Source organism: Flavobacterium riviphilum, assembly GCF_055231795.1.
Map to the genome: position 1 here is coordinate 87,899 of NZ_JBUYSY010000009.1, position 18,769 is coordinate 106,667.

Genomic DNA, 18,769 nt, shown 5'->3' on the forward strand with positions numbered 1-18,769 from the left:
AGAAAAAGATTTATCAAGTGAAAAAATGATTAGGATTTGAGTTTTGGGATGAATGTAAGTTGAGCAAGCATTTTTTTTAATTTTTTACCCGGCCGAAAGACAATAGTGCTTCGTTTTATTTTGGAGGGATTTACCTCATCGGGTGTGGCACTAGGGTGGCTTTGAACGCTAATTTGAAAGGCTCCCAATTGCCCCAAATGTACGATATTGCCTTGTTCTAAACCCTTGGCAATTTCGTTAACTAAACCAATGACCACGGCATAGCAATCCGATTGGGTTACCGAACAACTATTGGAAACCCTTTCTGATAATTCGTCAAGATCTAGCGCCCCACTTTTGGTAACGCGTGGATAATAGGAAATAGCCGGTGTTGATGGGCTAGGGATCTTTTTTTGAACGATGGTATAGGGTACAGCCATAGGTGTGCTATTTGGGATGATACGGACAAAGATACGGATTTGTTTTGATGATTCGTGAATTTGACCGCGGTCAATTGTTCAATCGACCGCGGTCATTTAGTGAATCGACCGCGGTCGATTGATTGGCTCATGCGGACGAATTTAAAAGTTCATGCTGATGAATTGAAAATTTGATGAGGACGAAGTAATAAAATATGTGGTTCCAAAAAAAAAGTCCCACCGAAGCAGGACTTAAGGCTTTCACCTACGGCATATAGCCTTATTGTGATAAGATTAAAGATTAGAAGTTTTAATCTGAGGTAAATGTAGGAAAAAAAATCTTTAATCCTAATATGGGAAACCATAATGTGGTTAATTATTTTTTTCATAGCTTTAAAAATTCTTACAAAATTGATTGTATTATGGCAAAAATATTGGGATTAGATTTAGGTACGAACTCGATCGGGTGGGCGATTGTGGATAAAGAAGGTAATGAGTTTTCATTGGTAGATAAAGGAGTTAGAATATTTTCTGAGGGGGTGAAGTCCGAAAAAGGGATTGAAAGTTCTAGAGCAGCTGAAAGAACAGGTTATAGAAGTGCACGTAAGATTAAATTTAGAAGAAAACTTCGTAAATATGAAACTTTAAAAGTTTTGTCAAAAAATGGGATGTGTCCATTATCTCTTGATGAAGTAGAGGCTTGGCGTAAATCAGGGTTTAAGCAATATCCATTAAATCAAGAGTTCTTAAAGTGGTTGCGTACCGATGACGACAATAATATTAACCCCTATGTATTTAGAGATAAAGCGAGTAAAGATAAGGTTGCACTTTATGAATTAGGAAGAGCTTTTTATCATTTGGCACAAAGAAGAGGTTTCTTAAGTAATCGTTTAGATCAATCCGCTGAGGGTGTTATTGAGTTACATGCTCCAAACATTGAAAGCAGAATAGAAGAAACAACCACCATTAACGACTTAAAGATTGAAATTCAGGAATATTTTGATGGCTTGGATATTTTAGATAAAAATGCGAAGGAGTTAGATGAGGGTGAAAAGAAGCTTAAATCTTTATACAATGCTTTAGATAAAATAATTAAAGCAAATGAATTTGAAAAAGCTAAAACAGAAATCATAGCTAGATTAAATAGAAAAGAAGATCAAGGTGCGGTAAAACAAGAAATTGGAGAGATTTCCCAAGCTATAAAGGATGGTGGCTTTGAAACTTTAGGACAATACTTTTTTAGTTTATACAACAAAGGCAAAATACGAAATCATTACACAGCTCGTGAATCTCATTATTTGAATGAATTTGAAAAAATTTGCGAAGTGCAAAATTTAAGTTCAATTAACAAAAATGAGAATATACCTGAAAAAAGATATTCTGGTTTGGCTAAAGAGTTATACCGAGCCATATTTTTTCAACGACCTTTAAAATCACAAAAAGGATTAATTGGAAAATGTTCTTTGGATAAAACGAAATCTCGATGCGCCATTTCTCATCCTGATTTTGAAGCCTATCGTATGTGGTCTTACCTTAATACTATTAAAATTAAAACACCACAAGACGAACAAATGCGTTTTTTAACTATAGAAGAAAAGCAACAATTAATTCCAAAGTTTTTTAGAAAAAAAGACAACTTTAATTTCGAAGACCTATCCAAAGAACTTACTCCAAAAGGATATACTCCTGATTTTTATAAGTCATCAAGTGCAAAAGCTTCCTCGTATATTTTTAATTACAAAGCAAAAGATAGTGTTGCTGGTTGTGTAGTTTCAGCCTCTTTAAAAAATGTATTAGGAGAAGAATGGAATACAAAAACGTGGACATATGAAACAAAAAATAGTAAAGGCAAATTTGTAAAACGAGAGGTAGACTACAAAGATTTATGGCATTTGTTGACGGTTTCTACCTCAGATGCTTATTTGGAAGAATATGCGATGGAGAAATTAGGTTTGGATGAAAAAAGAGCCAAATCATATTCTAAAATAAGATTGAAGAAAGATTTTGCGAGTTTGAGTTTAAGTGCAATTAATAAAATACTTCCTTATCTCAAACAAGGTTTGCTCTATTCGCATGCGGTATTTATGGCTAATATTGAAAAGATTGTAGACGAAAACATTTGGAAAAATCCAGAAGAAAGGCTGTACATCCAAAATAGAATTGCTGAAATTATTGAAAACAATAGTTTTGAGAACAGTAAACTAGAAATAGTAAACGGGTTAATTAAAGATTGTAAAGTAAACAATTGTTATTATTCAATAGAAGCAGAATCGTCTTATAAAGCAGATTTAGTTAAAAAAGTGAGTTCGTTTTTTAAAGAAATCGAGAATCAAAAAGAAATTGTAGAGGATTTATTCCCAGTTTTTATAGAACAATTAAAGAAATACGAATACATTTCTGTTAAGCGCTTAGACGAAAAAGTATTGGAATTTTTAAAAGGTGAAAATGAAGATGGTGAAATCTATTGCAGTAATCCTAACAAGTTGAATAAACTTTTTCATCCTTCGGATATTGATGTTTTCAAAAAGAAAGTAATTGAAGATGAATTTGGTAATAAAAAAGTTGTTTTAGGTAGTCCATTAATTTCATCGATTAAAAATCCAATGGCAATGCGGGCTTTGCATCAGTTACGTAAAGTTTTAAACACCTTGATTATTGAAGGTTTAGTAGATGAAAAAACAAGAGTGCATATCGAATTGGCTCGTGAGTTAAACGATGCTAACAAACGAAAAGCGATTCAAGATTTTCAAAAAGAAAATCAAATCAAAAAAGAGGAGTACAGAAAAGAAATAAAGGCTTTGTATTTTGCGGAATGTAACAAAGAAATTGAACCTTCAGAAGATGATTTATTACGTTATCAATTATGGATTGAGCAGGAGAAGAAAGAAATCTATGAGGAAGGGAAAAATATCAGTATCTGTGATTTTATTGGCGAAAACCCGAAGTATGATATCGAACATACTGTACCAAGAAGTATTTCGCAAGATAATTCCTTAATGAATAAAACCTTGTGTAGCCAGCGTTTTAATCGTGAAATAAAGAAAAACAAAATGCCGATTGAGTTAGCAAATCACGAGGAGATTCTAAAACGTGTGGACCACTGGCGATTTGAAGCCGACAAACTATCTTGGGAAATTGAACAGCTTTCTAGAGGTATAAAAGCTGCTGCAACCAAAGATGCTAAAGATAAGAAAATTCGAAGAAGACATTTTCTAACGTTGAAAAGAGATTATCTTAAAGGCAAATATGATCGATTTGTTTGGAAAGAACCAAAAGTAGGTTTTAAAAACAGCCAAATCCCAGACACTGGAATTATTACCAAGTATTCTCGTGCGTATTTAAACTCTTATTTCACAAGAGTGGAAAGTGTAAAAGGGGGAATGGTTGCCGAATTTAGAAAAATATGGGGTATTCAGGAAAGTTATAGTAAAGACGGTAAAAAATATTATGTAGAAAAAGACCGTAGTAAGCATACGCATCATACAATAGATGCTATAACTATTGCTTGTATGACCAAAGACAAGTACGATGTATTAGCAAAAGCTTGGACAGATGAAGACAATGAAAACTTACCATTGGCTAGAAAATTATTAGCCGATTCTAAACCTTGGTCGACTTTCACAGAAGATATTAAGAAAATAGAGGAAGAAATATTGGTTTCGCATCACACTCCTGATAATGTAAAAAAACAGTCGAAGAAAATCATTCGTGTTCGTGGTAAAAAACAGTATTTGGCTAAAATGACTAAAGATGAAAACGGTAAAAAAGTACCTCAAAAAGATGAAAACGGTAAAATAATTTATAAGTTAAATTCAGAAGGAAAGAGAATACCAAGAGTGCAACAAGGCGATACCGTTCGTGGATCTTTGCATCAAGATAGTATTTACGGAGCTATTAAGAATCCTTTGAATCAAGAAGAAATCCGTTATGTAATCCGTAAAGATATAGAAAGTATTAAGGGCACTGATGTAGAAAACATTGTAGATGAAGTAGTAAAAGAAAAAGTAAAAGAAGCCATTGCTAATAAAGTTTTGATCATTTCTTCCAATCCTCAACAAAAAAATAAAATTGCCGATAATCAAAAAGTTTGGATGAATGAAGAAAAAGGAATTCCAATTCAGAAAGTTCGTTTGTATGCCAACTCCGTAAAAAATCCATTGCATATTAAAGAACATGGTAACTTATCAAAATCCCGACACGAACATAAACAAAAAGTATATGGTGTTAACGGAGAAAATTATGCTATGGCAATATATGAAGGACTTGATAAAAAAGGTAATACAAAACGAGGATTTGAATTATTAAATTATATGGATGCTGGTAATTATTATAAATTAAGTAATGATTTAAAGAAGCAAAATTCAATTGTGCCAGATGTTCATTTGAAATCGGACTTACCTCTTAAGTATACTGTGAAAAAGGGAGATCTTGTATTGTTTTATAATGAGAGCAAATTAGAGCTAGAAGAACTAGAAGATTCTGAGTTAGTAAATAGATTGTATAAAGTTATCGGTTTTGAATCAGACGGTAGAATACAGTTTAGACATCACAAAACCGCTATGCAACAAAGTAGCGCTAATAAAGAAGAAATGACGATAGTAAAATATATGGCTGATAATGGGCTTAAAAACTCACAAATAGAATTTGAAAATCCCGTACCATGGTTGAGATTAACAATGGGTAATTTTAATTTTTTATTGAATAATATAGAATTTAAAATTAGTTCATTAGGTAAAGTTAGAGTTTTATAGGTGTTTTAATCCAATCAAACTAAAAATTTAAGTATCAGTAAAAATTTCAAGAATGTAATTTCTTTTCAAAAGTTTGGTGTAAATTTACACCAACTAAAATTATTGTTATGACACGACAAAGTATCACTTTAGCCAATCAAAATGATGAATGGTTAAAACAGCAAGTAGCAAATGAAGAATTTACGAGCAAAAGTGAAGCGGTAAATTATTTAATCAAGCAAGCAAGAGAACATGATGAATATGTTGAATTTGTACGAATGAAGCTTGATAGAGCGGAGCGAAGTGGATTTAGCACCAAAACAAAAGAGGAATTATTAGCAGATATTAAGAAAAAACTAAATGTTTAGTTATAAACTTAATATTCAAGCTGAGGAGGATTTGGCTCGGATTTTTGAATATGGAATTGGTCGTTACGGAATTCTTCAAGCCAATAAATATTATGATATGTTTTTTGATTGCTTTTCAAAAATTGCATCAAATCCGTATCTATTTCCAGAAGCTATTCGTTTTCGTCAAGGATATAGATATTGTGTTTGTGGAGTTGATACCATTTTTTATAAAATCAATGCCAATGAAATAGAAATAATGGCAATTATTGGAAGGCAAAAATTCTAAAAGTTCTTTGACATAAGTTTTTCGACCTCTTAAACATCTCAAACCACAACTGAAAGGTAGGGCATCCGCCCAGCAGGGATGCAGTAGCTTTCTGTTGTGGTTTGATTAAAGATTAGAAGACACGATATTACCGTAAAGGGGCTCCCTTGTTGTGGATCTGTTGTGGTTTGATTAAAGATTAGAAGACACGATATTGCCTCGGCAGTAGCAGTAATATTGTTACCAGTTGTGGTTTGATTAAAGATTAGAAGACACGATATTACAAGCAATATTAAATAAGTTCCCTGAAAAGTTGTGGTTTGATTAAAGATTAGAAGACACGATATTCTAAAAATACAAGCACAAAACAAACGAGAAGTTGTGGTTTGATTAAAGATTAGAAGACACGATATTAGCGCACTAGCCGACATTTACAGAGCCTCAGTTGTGGTTTGATTAAAGATTAGAAGACACGATATTCTAAAGGATTAGTAATAAAATCGTTCCAACGTTGTGGTTTGATTAAAGATTAGAAGACACGATATTTCTCCTAATTGTGCGAATTTAGGCCACAAAGTTGTGGTTTGATTAAAGATTAGAAGACACGATATTCATCAACTACAATTAAACTTCGAGGATACTGTTGTGGTTTGATTAAAGATTAGAAGACACGATATTCCTTGCATAGTTCAAAAATCGTCGCATCCCGTTGTGGTTTGATTAAAGATTAGAAGACACGATATTAAACTCGTTAGGTGTGATTGGTGCTTTGTGTTGTGGTTTGATTAAAGATTAGAAGACACGATATTAACATTAGTTTACGGCGTTGAGGTCGAAAGGTTGTGGTTTGATTAAAGATTAGAAGACACGATATTAAATAAGCTTTATTTGTGTATAAGTATACGTTGTGGTTTGATTAAAGATTAGAAGACACGATATTAATGAAAAAAAATGAAGTAGGAATTTATGAGTTGTGGTTTGATTAAAGATTAGAAGACACGATATTTGAAATACTATTAATATAGCCTTTTCCGTAGTTGTGGTTTGATTAAAGATTAGAAGACACGATATTGTGAAATTCTAAATTATGAGTACTTATCAAGTTGTGGTTTGATTAAAGATTAGAAGACACGATATTAAACTCAGCAGGAACTTGAACATAAGCACCGTTGTGGTTTGATTAAAGATTAGAAGACACGATATTTTTAGGGTGAGGAAAAGGTAAAACACTACAGTTGTGGTTTGATTAAAGATTAGAAGACACGATATTACAACGGTATAGGTTAAGCGGACGAATAGGTTGTGGTTTGATTAAAGATTAGAAGACACGATATTGACAAGGAAAATCCCTTTGACCAAGCGCAAGTTGTGGTTTGATTAAAGATTAGAAGACACGATATTAAAACATTAACTAAAACGATTTAGTTTTTTGTTGTGGTTTGATTAAAGATTAGAAGACACGATATTGACAAGGAAAATCCCTTTGACCAAGCGCAAGTTGTGGTTTGATTAAAGATTAGAAGACACGATATTAATGAAAAAAAATGAAGTAGGAATTTATGAGTTGTGGTTTGATTAAAGATTAGAAGACACGATATTAAAATGATTGAAAATGTTTTCAATATATCTGTTGTGGTTTGATTAAAGATTAGAAGACACGATATTGACATGGAAAATCCCTTTGTCCAAGCGAGAGTTGTGGTTTGATTAAAGATTAGAAGACACGATATTTTGCCTGATGAATTAATGAGTTTTTACGCTGTTGTGGTTTGATTAAAGATTAGAAGACACGATATTTTTTAGCTGGAAAATATAAGTCGTTGGCTCGTTGTGGTTTGATTAAAGATTAGAAGACACGATATTTTAGTAAGGAACATTCACGGAGAAGAATTTGTTGTGGTTTGATTAAAGATTAGAAGACACGATATTCAACATTTATAAGAACTGAATTAAAGTTTGTTGTGGTTTGATTAAAGATTAGAAGACACGATATTCTTACGATAGACTTTATGAAACTGAAGATGTTGTGGTTTGATTAAAGATTAGAAGACACGATATTCTCAATAACCCTACATTACAATGGTCGATGTTGTGGTTTGATTAAAGATTAGAAGACACGATATTTCTATCGTTCGCCCATTGGCGTATGTTGTTGTTGTGGTTTGATTAAAGATTAGAAGACACGATATTTCGTCACTACTTAACTGTACAGTCTTTTCTGTTGTGGTTTGATTAAAGATTAGAAGACACGATATTTCGTCACTACTTAACTGTACAGTCTTTTCTGTTGTGGTTTGATTAAAGATTAGAAGACACGATATTCAGTTTATTACATTTTTCAAAGCCAAAACAGTTGTGGTTTGATTAAAGATTAGAAGACACGATATTTTTCACTTCGCCCTGTGTTCACTTTTAAATGTTGTGGTTTGATTAAAGATTAGAAGACACGATATTATTAGAAGAGTTATATATCATAGTTGCTAATGTTGTGGTTTGATTAAAGATTAGAAGACACGATATTGTTTGGTACTTCAACCGTTAGCGTTAATCTGTTGTGGTTTGATTAAAGATTAGAAGACACGATATTTCTGTTTCCGTTTTCTTTTTGGAAGCCTTAGTTGTGGTTTGATTAAAGATTAGAAGACACGATATTCTGTCATAGGTGCTTGACATTTTATCAGTAGTTGTGGTTTGATTAAAGATTAGAAGACACGATATTTTCATTCGAATATCAGCTTGCTCCTGTGCGTTGTGGTTTGATTAAAGATTAGAAGACACGATATTCTTAAAGTTAACGTATCGGTTTCGTTTACAGTTGTGGTTTGATTAAAGATTAGAAGACACGATATTCTGCTTTTATAGAATTCTTTACTGGTAACGGTTGTGGTTTGATTAAAGATTAGAAGACACGATATTAATCATTATAAGCGTATGATCGTCACGATTGTTGTGGTTTGATTAAAGATTAGAAGACACGATATTACTCACTTCATAGGAAGCACTACGAAAATGTTGTGGTTTGATTAAAGATTAGAAGACACGATATTAAAGTTTCTCCGTGATTGAATTCTGGTACCGTTGTGGTTTGATTAAAGATTAGAAGACACGATATTGATACAAAAAAACTGCTCTTCAGATATAGTGTTGTGGTTTGATTAAAGATTAGAAGACACGATATTTCAAGCTTCAGTAAAGATTATGGTAATCAAGTTGTGGTTTGATTAAAGATTAGAAGACACGATATTGTATCGTCATCAAAACTCAACGCTGTAGTGTTGTGGTTTGATTAAAGATTAGAAGACACGATATTATTTTATCGTAGTGTTTTATCGCCAATGGTTGTGGTTTGATTAAAGATTAGAAGACACGATATTCCATTTCTGTATTATTTCATCACTTTTTCTGTTGTGGTTTGATTAAAGATTAGAAGACACGATATTCATGGATTTGAGGTCTTTGTTGGTCACGTAGTTGTGGTTTGATTAAAGATTAGAAGACACGATATTTTGATCATTTTCTCAACTTCGCCCTGCGTAGTTGTGGTTTGATTAAAGATTAGAAGACACGATATTAACTCCAAGCGCAATTGCCGTTGTCACTAAGTTGTGGTTTGATTAAAGATTAGAAGACACGATATTAATGACTAAGCAGCTACAAAACCCAAGAAGTTGTGGTTTGATTAAAGATTAGAAGACACGATATTAAGCCGAAAAAAACGAAATCAATAACATTAGTTGTGGTTTGATTAAAGATTAGAAGACACGATATTCTGCTAAAGTATCTAGGTTAGAAAATGTAGGTTGTGGTTTGATTAAAGATTAGAAGACACGATATTGCTCTACGCAGGTCGTACATACGGATGAGTGTTGTGGTTTGATTAAAGATTAGAAGACACGATATTTGGAAAAATGTAAAGGTTGATTTAAAAACGGTTGTGGTTTGATTAAAGATTAGAAGACACGATATTCCATTGTTTGCGGTTAACGTAAATATCCAAGTTGTGGTTTGATTAAAGATTAGAAGACACGATATTTCTGAGCTTGAGAGAGTACAAAAAACTATTGTTGTGGTTTGATTAAAGATTAGAAGACACGATATTAGCGTAGTTATGTATACCGACAAAGAAATCGTTGTGGTTTGATTAAAGATTAGAAGACACGATATTGGGTCTTATCTCATAGTGCTCGCAATCCGAGTTGTGGTTTGATTAAAGATTAGAAGACACGATATTTCAGCAAGGCAACGCTCACCACTACCGCAGTTGTGGTTTGATTAAAGATTAGAAGACACGATATTTAACAACCTAAAAACCTTAGACGATTTACAGTTGTGGTTTGATTAAAGATTAGAAGACACGATATTAGCGGAATACACCTACAACAATGGCGTGCTGTTGTGGTTTGATTAAAGATTAGAAGACACGATATTACACGTTCAAAGCAGAACTAGAAAGCCAAGTTGTGGTTTGATTAAAGATTAGAAGACACGATATTCTTTAGGCATTTGCTTAACAGCTGATTTAAGTTGTGGTTTGATTAAAGATTAGAAGACACGATATTAGTTGGTGGTTTACCTTCTAATAATCAAGAAATTAAATGAAAATATCGTATAAAAAAATGCCTCTTTTTTGCCCTGATAAAGCAAGATTGAGGCATTTTTTATTTTGTAGATTAAAATAATTCCAATTGTGTGGGCTGCGGTGCTTTTGGAACTTCGGCTTTGCCCCAAAAATTCATAATGTTGCCAAATTGTTTGTCGGTGATGCGCAATATACTTACTTTACCCATAGGAGGTAAGAGTTGGTGGATCCTTTTTTCGTGTACATCGGCACTTTCACTACTAGCGCAGTGTCTTATATATACTGAAAATTGCATCATGCTGAAACCATCTTTGAGTAAATTACCTCTAAATTGAGAAGCATTTCTTCTATCCTTTTTGGTTTCGGTGGGCAAGTCAAAAAATACAAACAACCACATAATTCGGTACCCGTTTAAGTCCATAATTTAGGATATTTTATTTTCTTGCGTTCGCCAGTAAAACATTGCTGTAAAGAGCTGGCTGTTTTTTGTAAAGCCACCATCAATGGACTTTTTTCGTCTTCAAAATAAACCGTCTGTGTAAGGATTTGTAATAACTCAGCTTTAATTTTGGTGTTGAGGTCTTGTTCTTGATACTCTTGAATGATTTGAAAAACCTTTTCATCTACCAAGGGGCGAAAGGGTTCCATAATGTCATCCGCCAAAGCAAAAGCGTTGTATTTACTTTTATGATGAATGCCTAAAGTGTTCAACAATCCACTACCAGAAAGGGCTCTTGCAGTGGCTGCTCTGAGAATAGCATAGCCATAATTGAGAAAATTATTTGGATAATCACCAAATCGTTCCCTTTTGAAGGCGATGTCTGTGGTTTCAAAAAAACTTTTCCAATATTGACTTGCGGCTACGCCTTCCATATTAGTAGTGTCACCACTGAGTACTTTGGATGCTAAAAAATCGAAACTGTTTTTTTGTCCAGTAATAGTAGCCAATAAAAGCCCTTGATTGGTAATTTTCTCTATTATTGTTTGTTGCCACAATTGTTTTTTAAGTGGCACCGAAGCCTCAATTTGGTTTTTGAAAATTTCTTGTTGAATGTGATGGCTGTTGAGGTTCAAAAATTGTCCGTTGGGCAAATGATTTTTGTTGCAAACAATTACAGCCGAATTGTTTTCGATTAGCAAATTCATGGCAGGAATACTCAAGTAAATTTCGGGATGATCTAGGACCAAAAAGCCTATGTCTTCAATGGGTAAGGTGCTATCTCTTATTTCAGATTGTATAACCAATTGCCCGTGCTTGGTAGTTAATGAACTTTTGTTTTCGATTAATACGGTTCTTTTAAGCATAAAACTATTGTTTAAGTTGATATTAATAGGTATAATAGTATCAAAACTCATGCCTATTGTTTGTTATACAGTGTTTTACGATTTTCGAAAGTTGCCAAATCACTCATTTACCCAATATTCCTCCTGAATGTCGTATTTTTGCGCCAAATTAGAAATATGAAAAAAGTATATATTGTACTGTTGCTAATAGTAGGTCTAGTGGCTACAGCACAAAACAACAAGAAACCATATGTGGTTTTGGTCTCTTTAGATGGTTTTCGTTGGGATTATCCAAAATATTTTGAAACACCCAATCTTGATAATATGGCCAAAAAAGGAGTAAAAGCCCAATCCATGCAGCCTAGTTATCCCACCAAAACCTTCCCGAATCACTATTCTATTGCTACAGGTTTATATCCTGACCATCACGGCATTGTAAATAATGCCTTTTTAGACCCCAATACGAAGCAACAGTTTTCTTTGAAAACCTCGGCCAAAAAAGACACTCAGTTTTTTGGAGGCACTCCCATTTGGCATCTTGCGGAGCAGCAAGGGGTAAAAGCGGCTTGTTTTTATTGGCCAGGTTCGGATACTGGGGCCATGAGTCCAAGTATCTTCAGGGAATATGATGATACCGTAAGTTACGACACCCGAATTGCTACGGTCATGGATTGGTTACAATTGCCAGAAGCGAAGCGCCCACATCTCATCACCCTTTATTTTGATCAACCCGATGCTACCGGACATGACTTTGGTCCTTTATCTGACCAAAACAGGAAAATGGTTGCTCAAATGGATGCCGTTATCGGGCAATTAGAGCAACAATTGGCTAGCCTTCCTATTGCCAACGAAATAAATTTGATAGTCGTTTCGGATCATGGTATGGCGCCCATTAGCAATGATAAAAAAGTGGCCGTTTTGGATTATTTGCAACCCGAATGGTACGGTTATGCTGCAGTAATTAACCCGATTATGAGTATTGAAGCCAAAGCAGGGTATAAGAAGGCAATAGCCAAGGCCTTAAAAGAAGTACCGAACATCAAATGGTATCCTTCACAAAAGGTGCCTAAGCGATTGCATTTTGGATCCAATCCCAGAGCGTTGGATTTTATAATTGAGGCACAAAAAGGCTACAGTTTGGTCTATAAACCCGAAAATACTGTAAAAGGAGGGACCCATGGATATGATAATACAATGCCCGAAATGCAGGCCATTTTTTATGCCAAAGGACCTAATTTTGCTCAAAATAAAGTCGTGAAATCTTTCCGGAACGTAAGTGTGTATCCCTTGATTGCTCATATTTTGGGGCTTAAAGTAGGGGCTATAGATGGTGATTTGGATGAGGTAAAAGCGATGTTAAACTAATAATAAATACTATTTCAATATAATGCAATTGTATTCTTGTTATATTGAGCGCAGTCGAGATGTAAAGATGGTTCTCGACTGCGCTCGAACTGACAAAATGGACTATTTTATATAATTTATTGGTAAAGTAATGCTATAGCTGAATCAAGGCCAATCATTCTCGATTAAAACAAAAAGCTGTTCGAAAGTAATTTTCGTGCAGTTTTTGTTTTGAGGAGTAAAACTATTTCCTAATGATAATTTCATGTAGTTTTATTGATGTCCTTGAAAGAGAATATTTTGCGAAAAAAAAGGCCTCGATTTTTAAGTCAAGACCTTTCGTGTTATTTTGAATAATGAACTTATTCAAAGTTCCATCCTAGTGTTACACCAAAAGCTACAGGTTTAATTTTAGCATCTTTATCAGTACTATACAAACCATTAGGTTTCCTGTCAGATGCTGATGTTGGGTTATAACTAATGTAGGATTCATTCTTGTTTAGGTCTAAAATGGTACCATATCCATTTTCTAGAAACATGGCCGTATATAACGAATGCTTGCTTCCCATATCAAATGAAAATCCTAACTCAAAAGCACTCATTATAATTCCTTTGGTTTTATACTTTCCTGAAGAAGAATAATTGGTCTGGCTACCAAAACCATATTCTGGTAAATCGTCAATAGTCAAGTTTACATCTGGATAGTAAGCGCTTCCCTTTACGTAATCGGCCGTTGCTTTAATTCTATAGTTTACAGGTAAAAAATATTTAGCTCCAGCTCTAAAATTAAAATCAATCCCCTTGTTAATAGTTCTTTTATACTGAATAAAAAGAGGAATTTGCACGGCATGTAAGGTTTGTCTTTCTCTATAATTTTTCGTAGAAACATTATAAATAAATGCAGAAGATGAAGCATCAATTTCAAAACTACTAAGTGTTGCAGAAGGTTGATACAAAGAAACTTCTTGTTTGTATTGTGAAAACTCTAGCCCTGAACCAATGCCAAAATGCGTATTTAGAGGGTAGATATAACCTACTTTTACAGCTCCGCCTAGGCGATTACTTGTATGTTTACCATTAATATCACTTTCAATAGCTGCTATTCCAGATTGTATGCCTACATAAAACTGTGCAGCTATTCCGTGAGAAATTAAAAAAGCAATGGTTCCAATTATGTTTTTACTATTGACTATCATAGATGTAATTTTTTTTGAGTTTATAATAATTGATCTCCTTTCATTTATTGGTTTTAGATTACGCAAACTTGTTGTAATTGGCGATTTAAAACTTGTTTTTATTAGAATAATCCGTCCCCATTTATTAAAATTAGAATGTCATATTATGTAAATTATTTTACTAAAAGGTTTTTAGTGAAATACTTTCCATTTGTCAAGGTTACTTTTAAAATATAGATTCCTTCAACACTCGGAGCTATAATGTCAATAGTACTTTGACTTGTTGGTATAGTTTTCAACAAGGTTCCAGTTAAACTAAAGAGATCAATACGCGAATTTTGTAATTTGTTTGAACTAATATTCGTCAGCAATTGGAAACTCGCATTACTTCTAACAGGGTTTGGAACAATTCTGATGTACTCCTCTTCTGCTGATGGCGATAAAGTTAGTGGACAGGTGGTAATTACTGTTCCGTCTGATTTTGTTGCTACAGCATAATATGTTCCATTTAAGGCGCCACTTTCTTTGAAATATTGTGACGTTTGGCCCGGAACTAACCCCCCATTTTTATACCAGCTATACGATATAAAACTCTTGGAACTGTTGTCAAAGAATAGAATATTTTCAAATTGTTTTCTAATTAGGTTAGGCTGACTAATTATTACTGGTATAACTACAGTTGGAGCCGCTTTGTAATTCATGTTGCCTGGTTGCGAAGCTGTTATGGTTGTTGATCCATAATTTTGGAAAAGTAATGAATTATTTGATACACTTGTGATGGCTGGATTAGATGAAGTATAATTTACTGCTAAACCACTAGTAGCGACTGCGGTCATAACAAGACTAGTTTCTCCATTACAACCTAATCCTAAAGATTGATTCCAAGTAATTAATTGATCTGCTTTGGTAATAGTAAAATTGGAGCCATTATATATAATGGTATAATTTCCACCCGCACTTAAGGAGCCTTGTGTTATAGCATAAACACCTACGTTCTCTCCCGCCACTCTAGTTAATGCTCCAGTAAATGCATCACCACTTACTAAATCAGGAGTAAAAGTATAGGAGTAAATTGGATTTGCCGTTCCATAAACTTTGGTTTGCGATGGAGTTGCCGTTACCGTAATTGGTTTAGCGGTGATAGCAAAATCATTGCTTACATAAGTAATAGTATAATTTGTTCCGGCACTCAAGCTTCCTTGGTTAATAGCATAGTTTCCGATATTTTCCCCTGATACTCTGGTTAAAGTTCCAGTGAATACATCACCATTTACTAAACTTGGCGTAACAGTATAGGAGTAAATTGGATTTGCCGTTCCATATACTTTGGTCTGCGATGGAGTTGCCGTTACCGTAATTGGTTTTGCAGTAATCGCAAAATCATTGCTTACATAAGTAAGGGTGTAATTCGTTCCAGCACTCAAACTTCCTTGGTTAATAGCATAGTTTCCGATGTTTTCCCCTGCCACTCTAGTTAATGTCCCTGTGAACGCATCACCAGCAATCAAACTTGGGGAAACTGTATAGGTTATTATTGTATCACTCTCCCCGTATACTTTAGTTTGAGAAGGAGTAGCAGTTACCGTAATTGGTTTTGCAGTGATAGCAAAATCATTGCTTACATAAGTAATAATATAATTTGAACCTGCGCTTAAGTCTCCTTGTGAAATGGTATAGTTTCCAATATTTTCCCCTGATACTCTGGTTAAAGTTCCAGTGAATACATCACCATTTACTAAACTTGGCGCAACAGTATAGGAGTAAATTGGATTTGCCGTTCCATATACTTTGGTTTGCGATGGAGTTGCCGTAACTGTAATTGGTTTAGCACTAATCGCAAAATCATTGCTTACATAAGTAAGGGTGTAATTCGTTCCAGCACTCAAACTTCCTTGGTTAATAGCATAGTTTCCGATGTTTTCTCCCGCAGCTCTAGTTAATGTCCCTGTGAACGCATCACCAGCAATCAAACTTGGGGAAACTGTATAGGTTATTATTGTATCACTCTCCCCGTATACTTTAGTTTGAGAAGGAGTAGCAGTTACCGTAATTGGTTTTGCAGTGATAGCAAAATCATTGCTTACATAAGTAATAGTATAATTTGAACCTGCGCTTAAGTCTCCTTGTGAAATGGTATAGTTTCCAATATTTTCCCCTGATACTCTGGTTAAAGTTCCAGTGAATACATCACCATTTACTAAACTTGGCGCAACAGTATAGGAGTAAATTGGATTTGCCGTTCCATATACTTTGGTTTGCGATGGAGTTGCCGTAACTGTAATTGGTTTAGCACTAATCGCAAAATCATTGCTTACATAAGTAAGGGTGTAATTCGTTCCAGCACTCAAACTTCCTTGGTTAATAGCATAGTTTCCGATGTTTTCTCCCGCAGCTCTAGTTAATGTCCCTGTGAACGCATCACCAGCAATCAAACTTGGGGAAACTGTATAGGTTATTATTGTATCACTCTCCCCGTATACTTTAGTTTGAGAAGGAGTAGCAGTTACCGTAATTGGTTTTGCAGTGATAGCAAAATCATTACTTACATAAGTAATAGTGTAATTTGAACCTGCGCTTAAGTCTCCTTGTGAAATGGTATAGTTTCCAATATTTTCCCCTGCCACTCTAGTTAATGCTCCAGTAAATGAATCACCACTTACTAAATCAGGAGCAACAGTATAAGCAAAGATAGGGTCTGCCGTGCCATAAACTTTCGTTTGCGATGGAGTTGCAGTCACTGTAATTGGTTTTGCAGTAATCGCAAAATCATTACTTACATAAGTAATAGTATAATTAGATCCAGCACTCAAATTTCCTTGATTTATGGTATACGTTCCAATATTTTCTCCTGCCACTCTAGTTAATGCTCCAGTAAATGCATCACCACTTACTAAATCAGGAGCAACAGTATAAGCAAAGATAGGGTCTGCCGTGCCATAAACTTTCGTTTGCGATGGAGTTGACGTTACAGTAATTGGTTTGGCGGTAATCTCAAAATCATTGCTTACATAAGTAATGGTGTAATTTGTGCCAGCACTCAAGCTTCCTTGGTTAATAGCATAGTTTCCGATATTTTCTCCCGCAGCTCTAGTTAATGTCCCTGTGAACGCATCACCAGCAATCAAACTTGGGGAAACTGTATAGGTTATTATTGAATCACTCTCCCCGTATACTTTAGTTTGAGAAGGAGTAGCAGTTACCGTAATTGGTTTTGCAGTGATAGCAAAGTTAGCGCCAACATAAGTAATTAAATAGTTGGGCCCAGCTGAAAGCGAACCTTGATTGATGGCATAATTTCCAATTTCTTCCCCACTGACCCTAGTTAAAGACCCAGTAAATGAATCACCAGCAAGCAAACTTGGGGAAACTGTATAGGTTATTACTGGATCACTCTCCCCGTATACTTTAGTTTGGGAAGGAGCAGCAGTTACTGTAATTGGGATTTGATTTAATGTTAATACATAATTATAGGTTGCAGTACAACTATTAGCATCTGTTGCAGTAACCGTAAAATTACTATCCGCAATTTGAGTTGAACTACCTGATATTTGTCCAGTGGTTGATAACGAAAAACCAGAAGGTAAACTTCCTGCCGTAATGGCGTACGTTTTCGTTCCTGTTCCTCTTGAGGCTACTATAGATTGGTTGTAGCTAGAATTGTAATCGTAACCAGGTAAAACGGTTGTTGCGAAATCAATAGCCGTTGGTTGTGTAATGGTGAAGTTTCGTGTAGCGGAACAAGAATTAGCATCTGTTACTGTTACAGTATAAGTACCCGCACTTAGTCCAGTTGCTGTAGCCGCTGTACCCCCCGAAGGCGACCAAGAATAAGTATAAGGCCCAACACCTCCCGAAGGCGTTACGGAAGCCGAACCATTTGAGCCACCATTGCAAGACACATTGGTTTGAGAAGCTGCAGTAGCTGTTAAAGCGTTTGGTTCAGTTATGGTAAAGTTAACAGCAGTAGTACAGTTATTAGCGTCGGTTATGGTACAAGTCCAAGTTCCGGCTGTTAAACCAGTTACAGAAGTGGTTCCGTCTCCGGTAGGATTTCCCGGTGTCCAATTATAAGTGTATCCACCAGCGCCACCCGTTGGTGTATTGATAGATGCCGCTCCATTTGAGCCACCATTACAAGACACATTGGTTTGCGAAGACGCAGTAGCTGTTAAAGCAGTTGGTTGTGTAATGGTAAAGTTAACAGCAGTAGTACAGCTATTGGCATCGGTTATGGTACAAGTCCAAGTTCCGGCTGTTAAACCAGTTACAGAAGTGGTTCCATCTCCGGTGGGATTTCCCGGTGTCCAATTGTAAGTATATCCACCAGCACCACCCGTTGGTGTATTGATAGATGCTTCTCCATTAGAACCACCATTACAAGACACATTAGTTTGGGAAGCCGCAGTAGCTGTTAAAGCGGTTGGTTGTGTAATGGTAAAGTTAACAGCAGTAGTACAGCTATTAGCATCGGTTATGGTACAAGTCCAAGTTCCAGCTGTTAAGCCAGTTACAGAAGTGGTTCCATCTCCAGTTGGATTTCCCGGTGTCCAATTATAAGCGTATCCACCAGCACCACCCGTTGGTGTATTGATAGATGCAGCTCCATTAGAACCACCATTACAAGACACATTGGTTTGGGAAGCT

Annotated in this window: 9 protein-coding genes and 1 CRISPR repeat array; of the genes, 4 read left to right on the forward strand and 5 right to left on the reverse strand. The window is 35.1% G+C overall.

All coding sequences use genetic code 11. From position 1 onward, the window contains the following. Nucleotides 1-29: 29 nt before the first annotated feature. A complete protein-coding gene (locus ACZIX2_RS09815; RefSeq protein ID WP_463339920.1) occupies nucleotides 30-419 on the reverse strand; it encodes an HU family DNA-binding protein in 390 nt (129 codons plus the stop codon). A gap of 401 nt (nucleotides 420-820) precedes the next feature. Here ACZIX2_RS09815 and cas9 point away from each other — a divergent pair, with 401 nt between their 5' ends. The 3 genes from cas9 (at nucleotide 821) to ACZIX2_RS09830 (ending at nucleotide 5,764) form a co-directional block, all read left to right on the forward strand. Continuing rightward, entirely contained in the window at nucleotides 821-5,149 is a 4,329-nt protein-coding gene (gene cas9 / locus ACZIX2_RS09820) for a type II CRISPR RNA-guided endonuclease Cas9 (RefSeq protein ID WP_463339921.1), read from the forward strand. A gap of 107 nt (nucleotides 5,150-5,256) precedes the next feature. Then, a complete protein-coding gene (locus ACZIX2_RS09825) occupies nucleotides 5,257-5,496 on the forward strand; it encodes a CopG family transcriptional regulator (RefSeq protein ID WP_315176619.1) in 240 nt (79 codons plus the stop codon). Next, nucleotides 5,489-5,764 (forward strand): type II toxin-antitoxin system RelE/ParE family toxin, encoded by a 276-nt coding sequence (locus tag ACZIX2_RS09830; RefSeq protein ID WP_463339922.1) that lies wholly within the window; start codon nucleotides 5,489-5,491, stop codon nucleotides 5,762-5,764. Before ACZIX2_RS09825 ends, ACZIX2_RS09830 begins: the two co-directional genes overlap by 8 nt. Nucleotides 5,765-5,857: 93 nt before the next feature. Then, nucleotides 5,858-10,302: a CRISPR direct-repeat array (repeat unit 36 nt; unit sequence GTTGTGGTTTGATTAAAGATTAGAAGACACGATATT). 111 nt (nucleotides 10,303-10,413) lie between these two features. On the opposite strand, the gene cas2 is transcribed toward ACZIX2_RS09830, so the two are convergent. Both cas2 and cas1 read right to left on the reverse strand, forming a co-directional pair. Next, nucleotides 10,414-10,743 (reverse strand): CRISPR-associated endonuclease Cas2, encoded by a 330-nt coding sequence (cas2, locus tag ACZIX2_RS09835; protein ID WP_064716554.1) that lies wholly within the window; start codon nucleotides 10,741-10,743, stop codon nucleotides 10,414-10,416. Then, nucleotides 10,734-11,627: a type II CRISPR-associated endonuclease Cas1 gene (gene cas1, locus ACZIX2_RS09840; protein WP_463339923.1), complete on the reverse strand. Its 894-nt coding sequence runs from the start codon at nucleotides 11,625-11,627 to the stop codon at nucleotides 10,734-10,736. Before cas1 ends, cas2 begins: the two co-directional genes overlap by 10 nt. A 156-nt stretch (nucleotides 11,628-11,783) precedes the next feature. Here cas1 and ACZIX2_RS09845 point away from each other — a divergent pair, with 156 nt between their 5' ends. Next, entirely contained in the window at nucleotides 11,784-12,971 is a 1,188-nt protein-coding gene (locus tag ACZIX2_RS09845; RefSeq protein WP_463339924.1) for an alkaline phosphatase family protein, read from the forward strand. Between the two features lie 341 nt (nucleotides 12,972-13,312). On the opposite strand, the gene ACZIX2_RS09850 is transcribed toward ACZIX2_RS09845, so the two are convergent. After that, complete coding sequence (locus ACZIX2_RS09850; RefSeq protein ID WP_463339925.1) at nucleotides 13,313-14,146, reverse strand: outer membrane beta-barrel protein; 834 nt, start codon at nucleotides 14,144-14,146, stop codon at nucleotides 13,313-13,315. Nucleotides 14,147-14,298: 152 nt separating this feature from the next. Beyond that, the coding region (locus ACZIX2_RS09855) for an MBG domain-containing protein (RefSeq protein ID WP_463339926.1) at nucleotides 14,299-18,769 on the reverse strand (4,471 nt) is incomplete at its 5' end.

Coding starts and splice junctions, on each gene's coding strand:
- ACZIX2_RS09830 (WP_463339922.1), top strand. CDS start 5,489: ATGTTTAGTTATAAACTTAATATTCAAGCTGAGGAGGATTTGGCTCGG.
- cas9 (WP_463339921.1), top strand. CDS start 821: ATGGCAAAAATATTGGGATTAGATTTAGGTACGAACTCGATCGGGTGG.
- cas2 (WP_064716554.1), bottom strand. CDS start 10,743: ATGGACTTAAACGGGTACCGAATTATGTGGTTGTTTGTATTTTTTGAC.
- ACZIX2_RS09815 (WP_463339920.1), bottom strand. CDS start 419: ATGGCTGTACCCTATACCATCGTTCAAAAAAAGATCCCTAGCCCATCA.
- cas1 (WP_463339923.1), bottom strand. CDS start 11,627: ATGCTTAAAAGAACCGTATTAATCGAAAACAAAAGTTCATTAACTACC.
- ACZIX2_RS09845 (WP_463339924.1), top strand. CDS start 11,784: ATGAAAAAAGTATATATTGTACTGTTGCTAATAGTAGGTCTAGTGGCT.
- ACZIX2_RS09850 (WP_463339925.1), bottom strand. CDS start 14,146: ATGATAGTCAATAGTAAAAACATAATTGGAACCATTGCTTTTTTAATT.
- ACZIX2_RS09825 (WP_315176619.1), top strand. CDS start 5,257: ATGACACGACAAAGTATCACTTTAGCCAATCAAAATGATGAATGGTTA.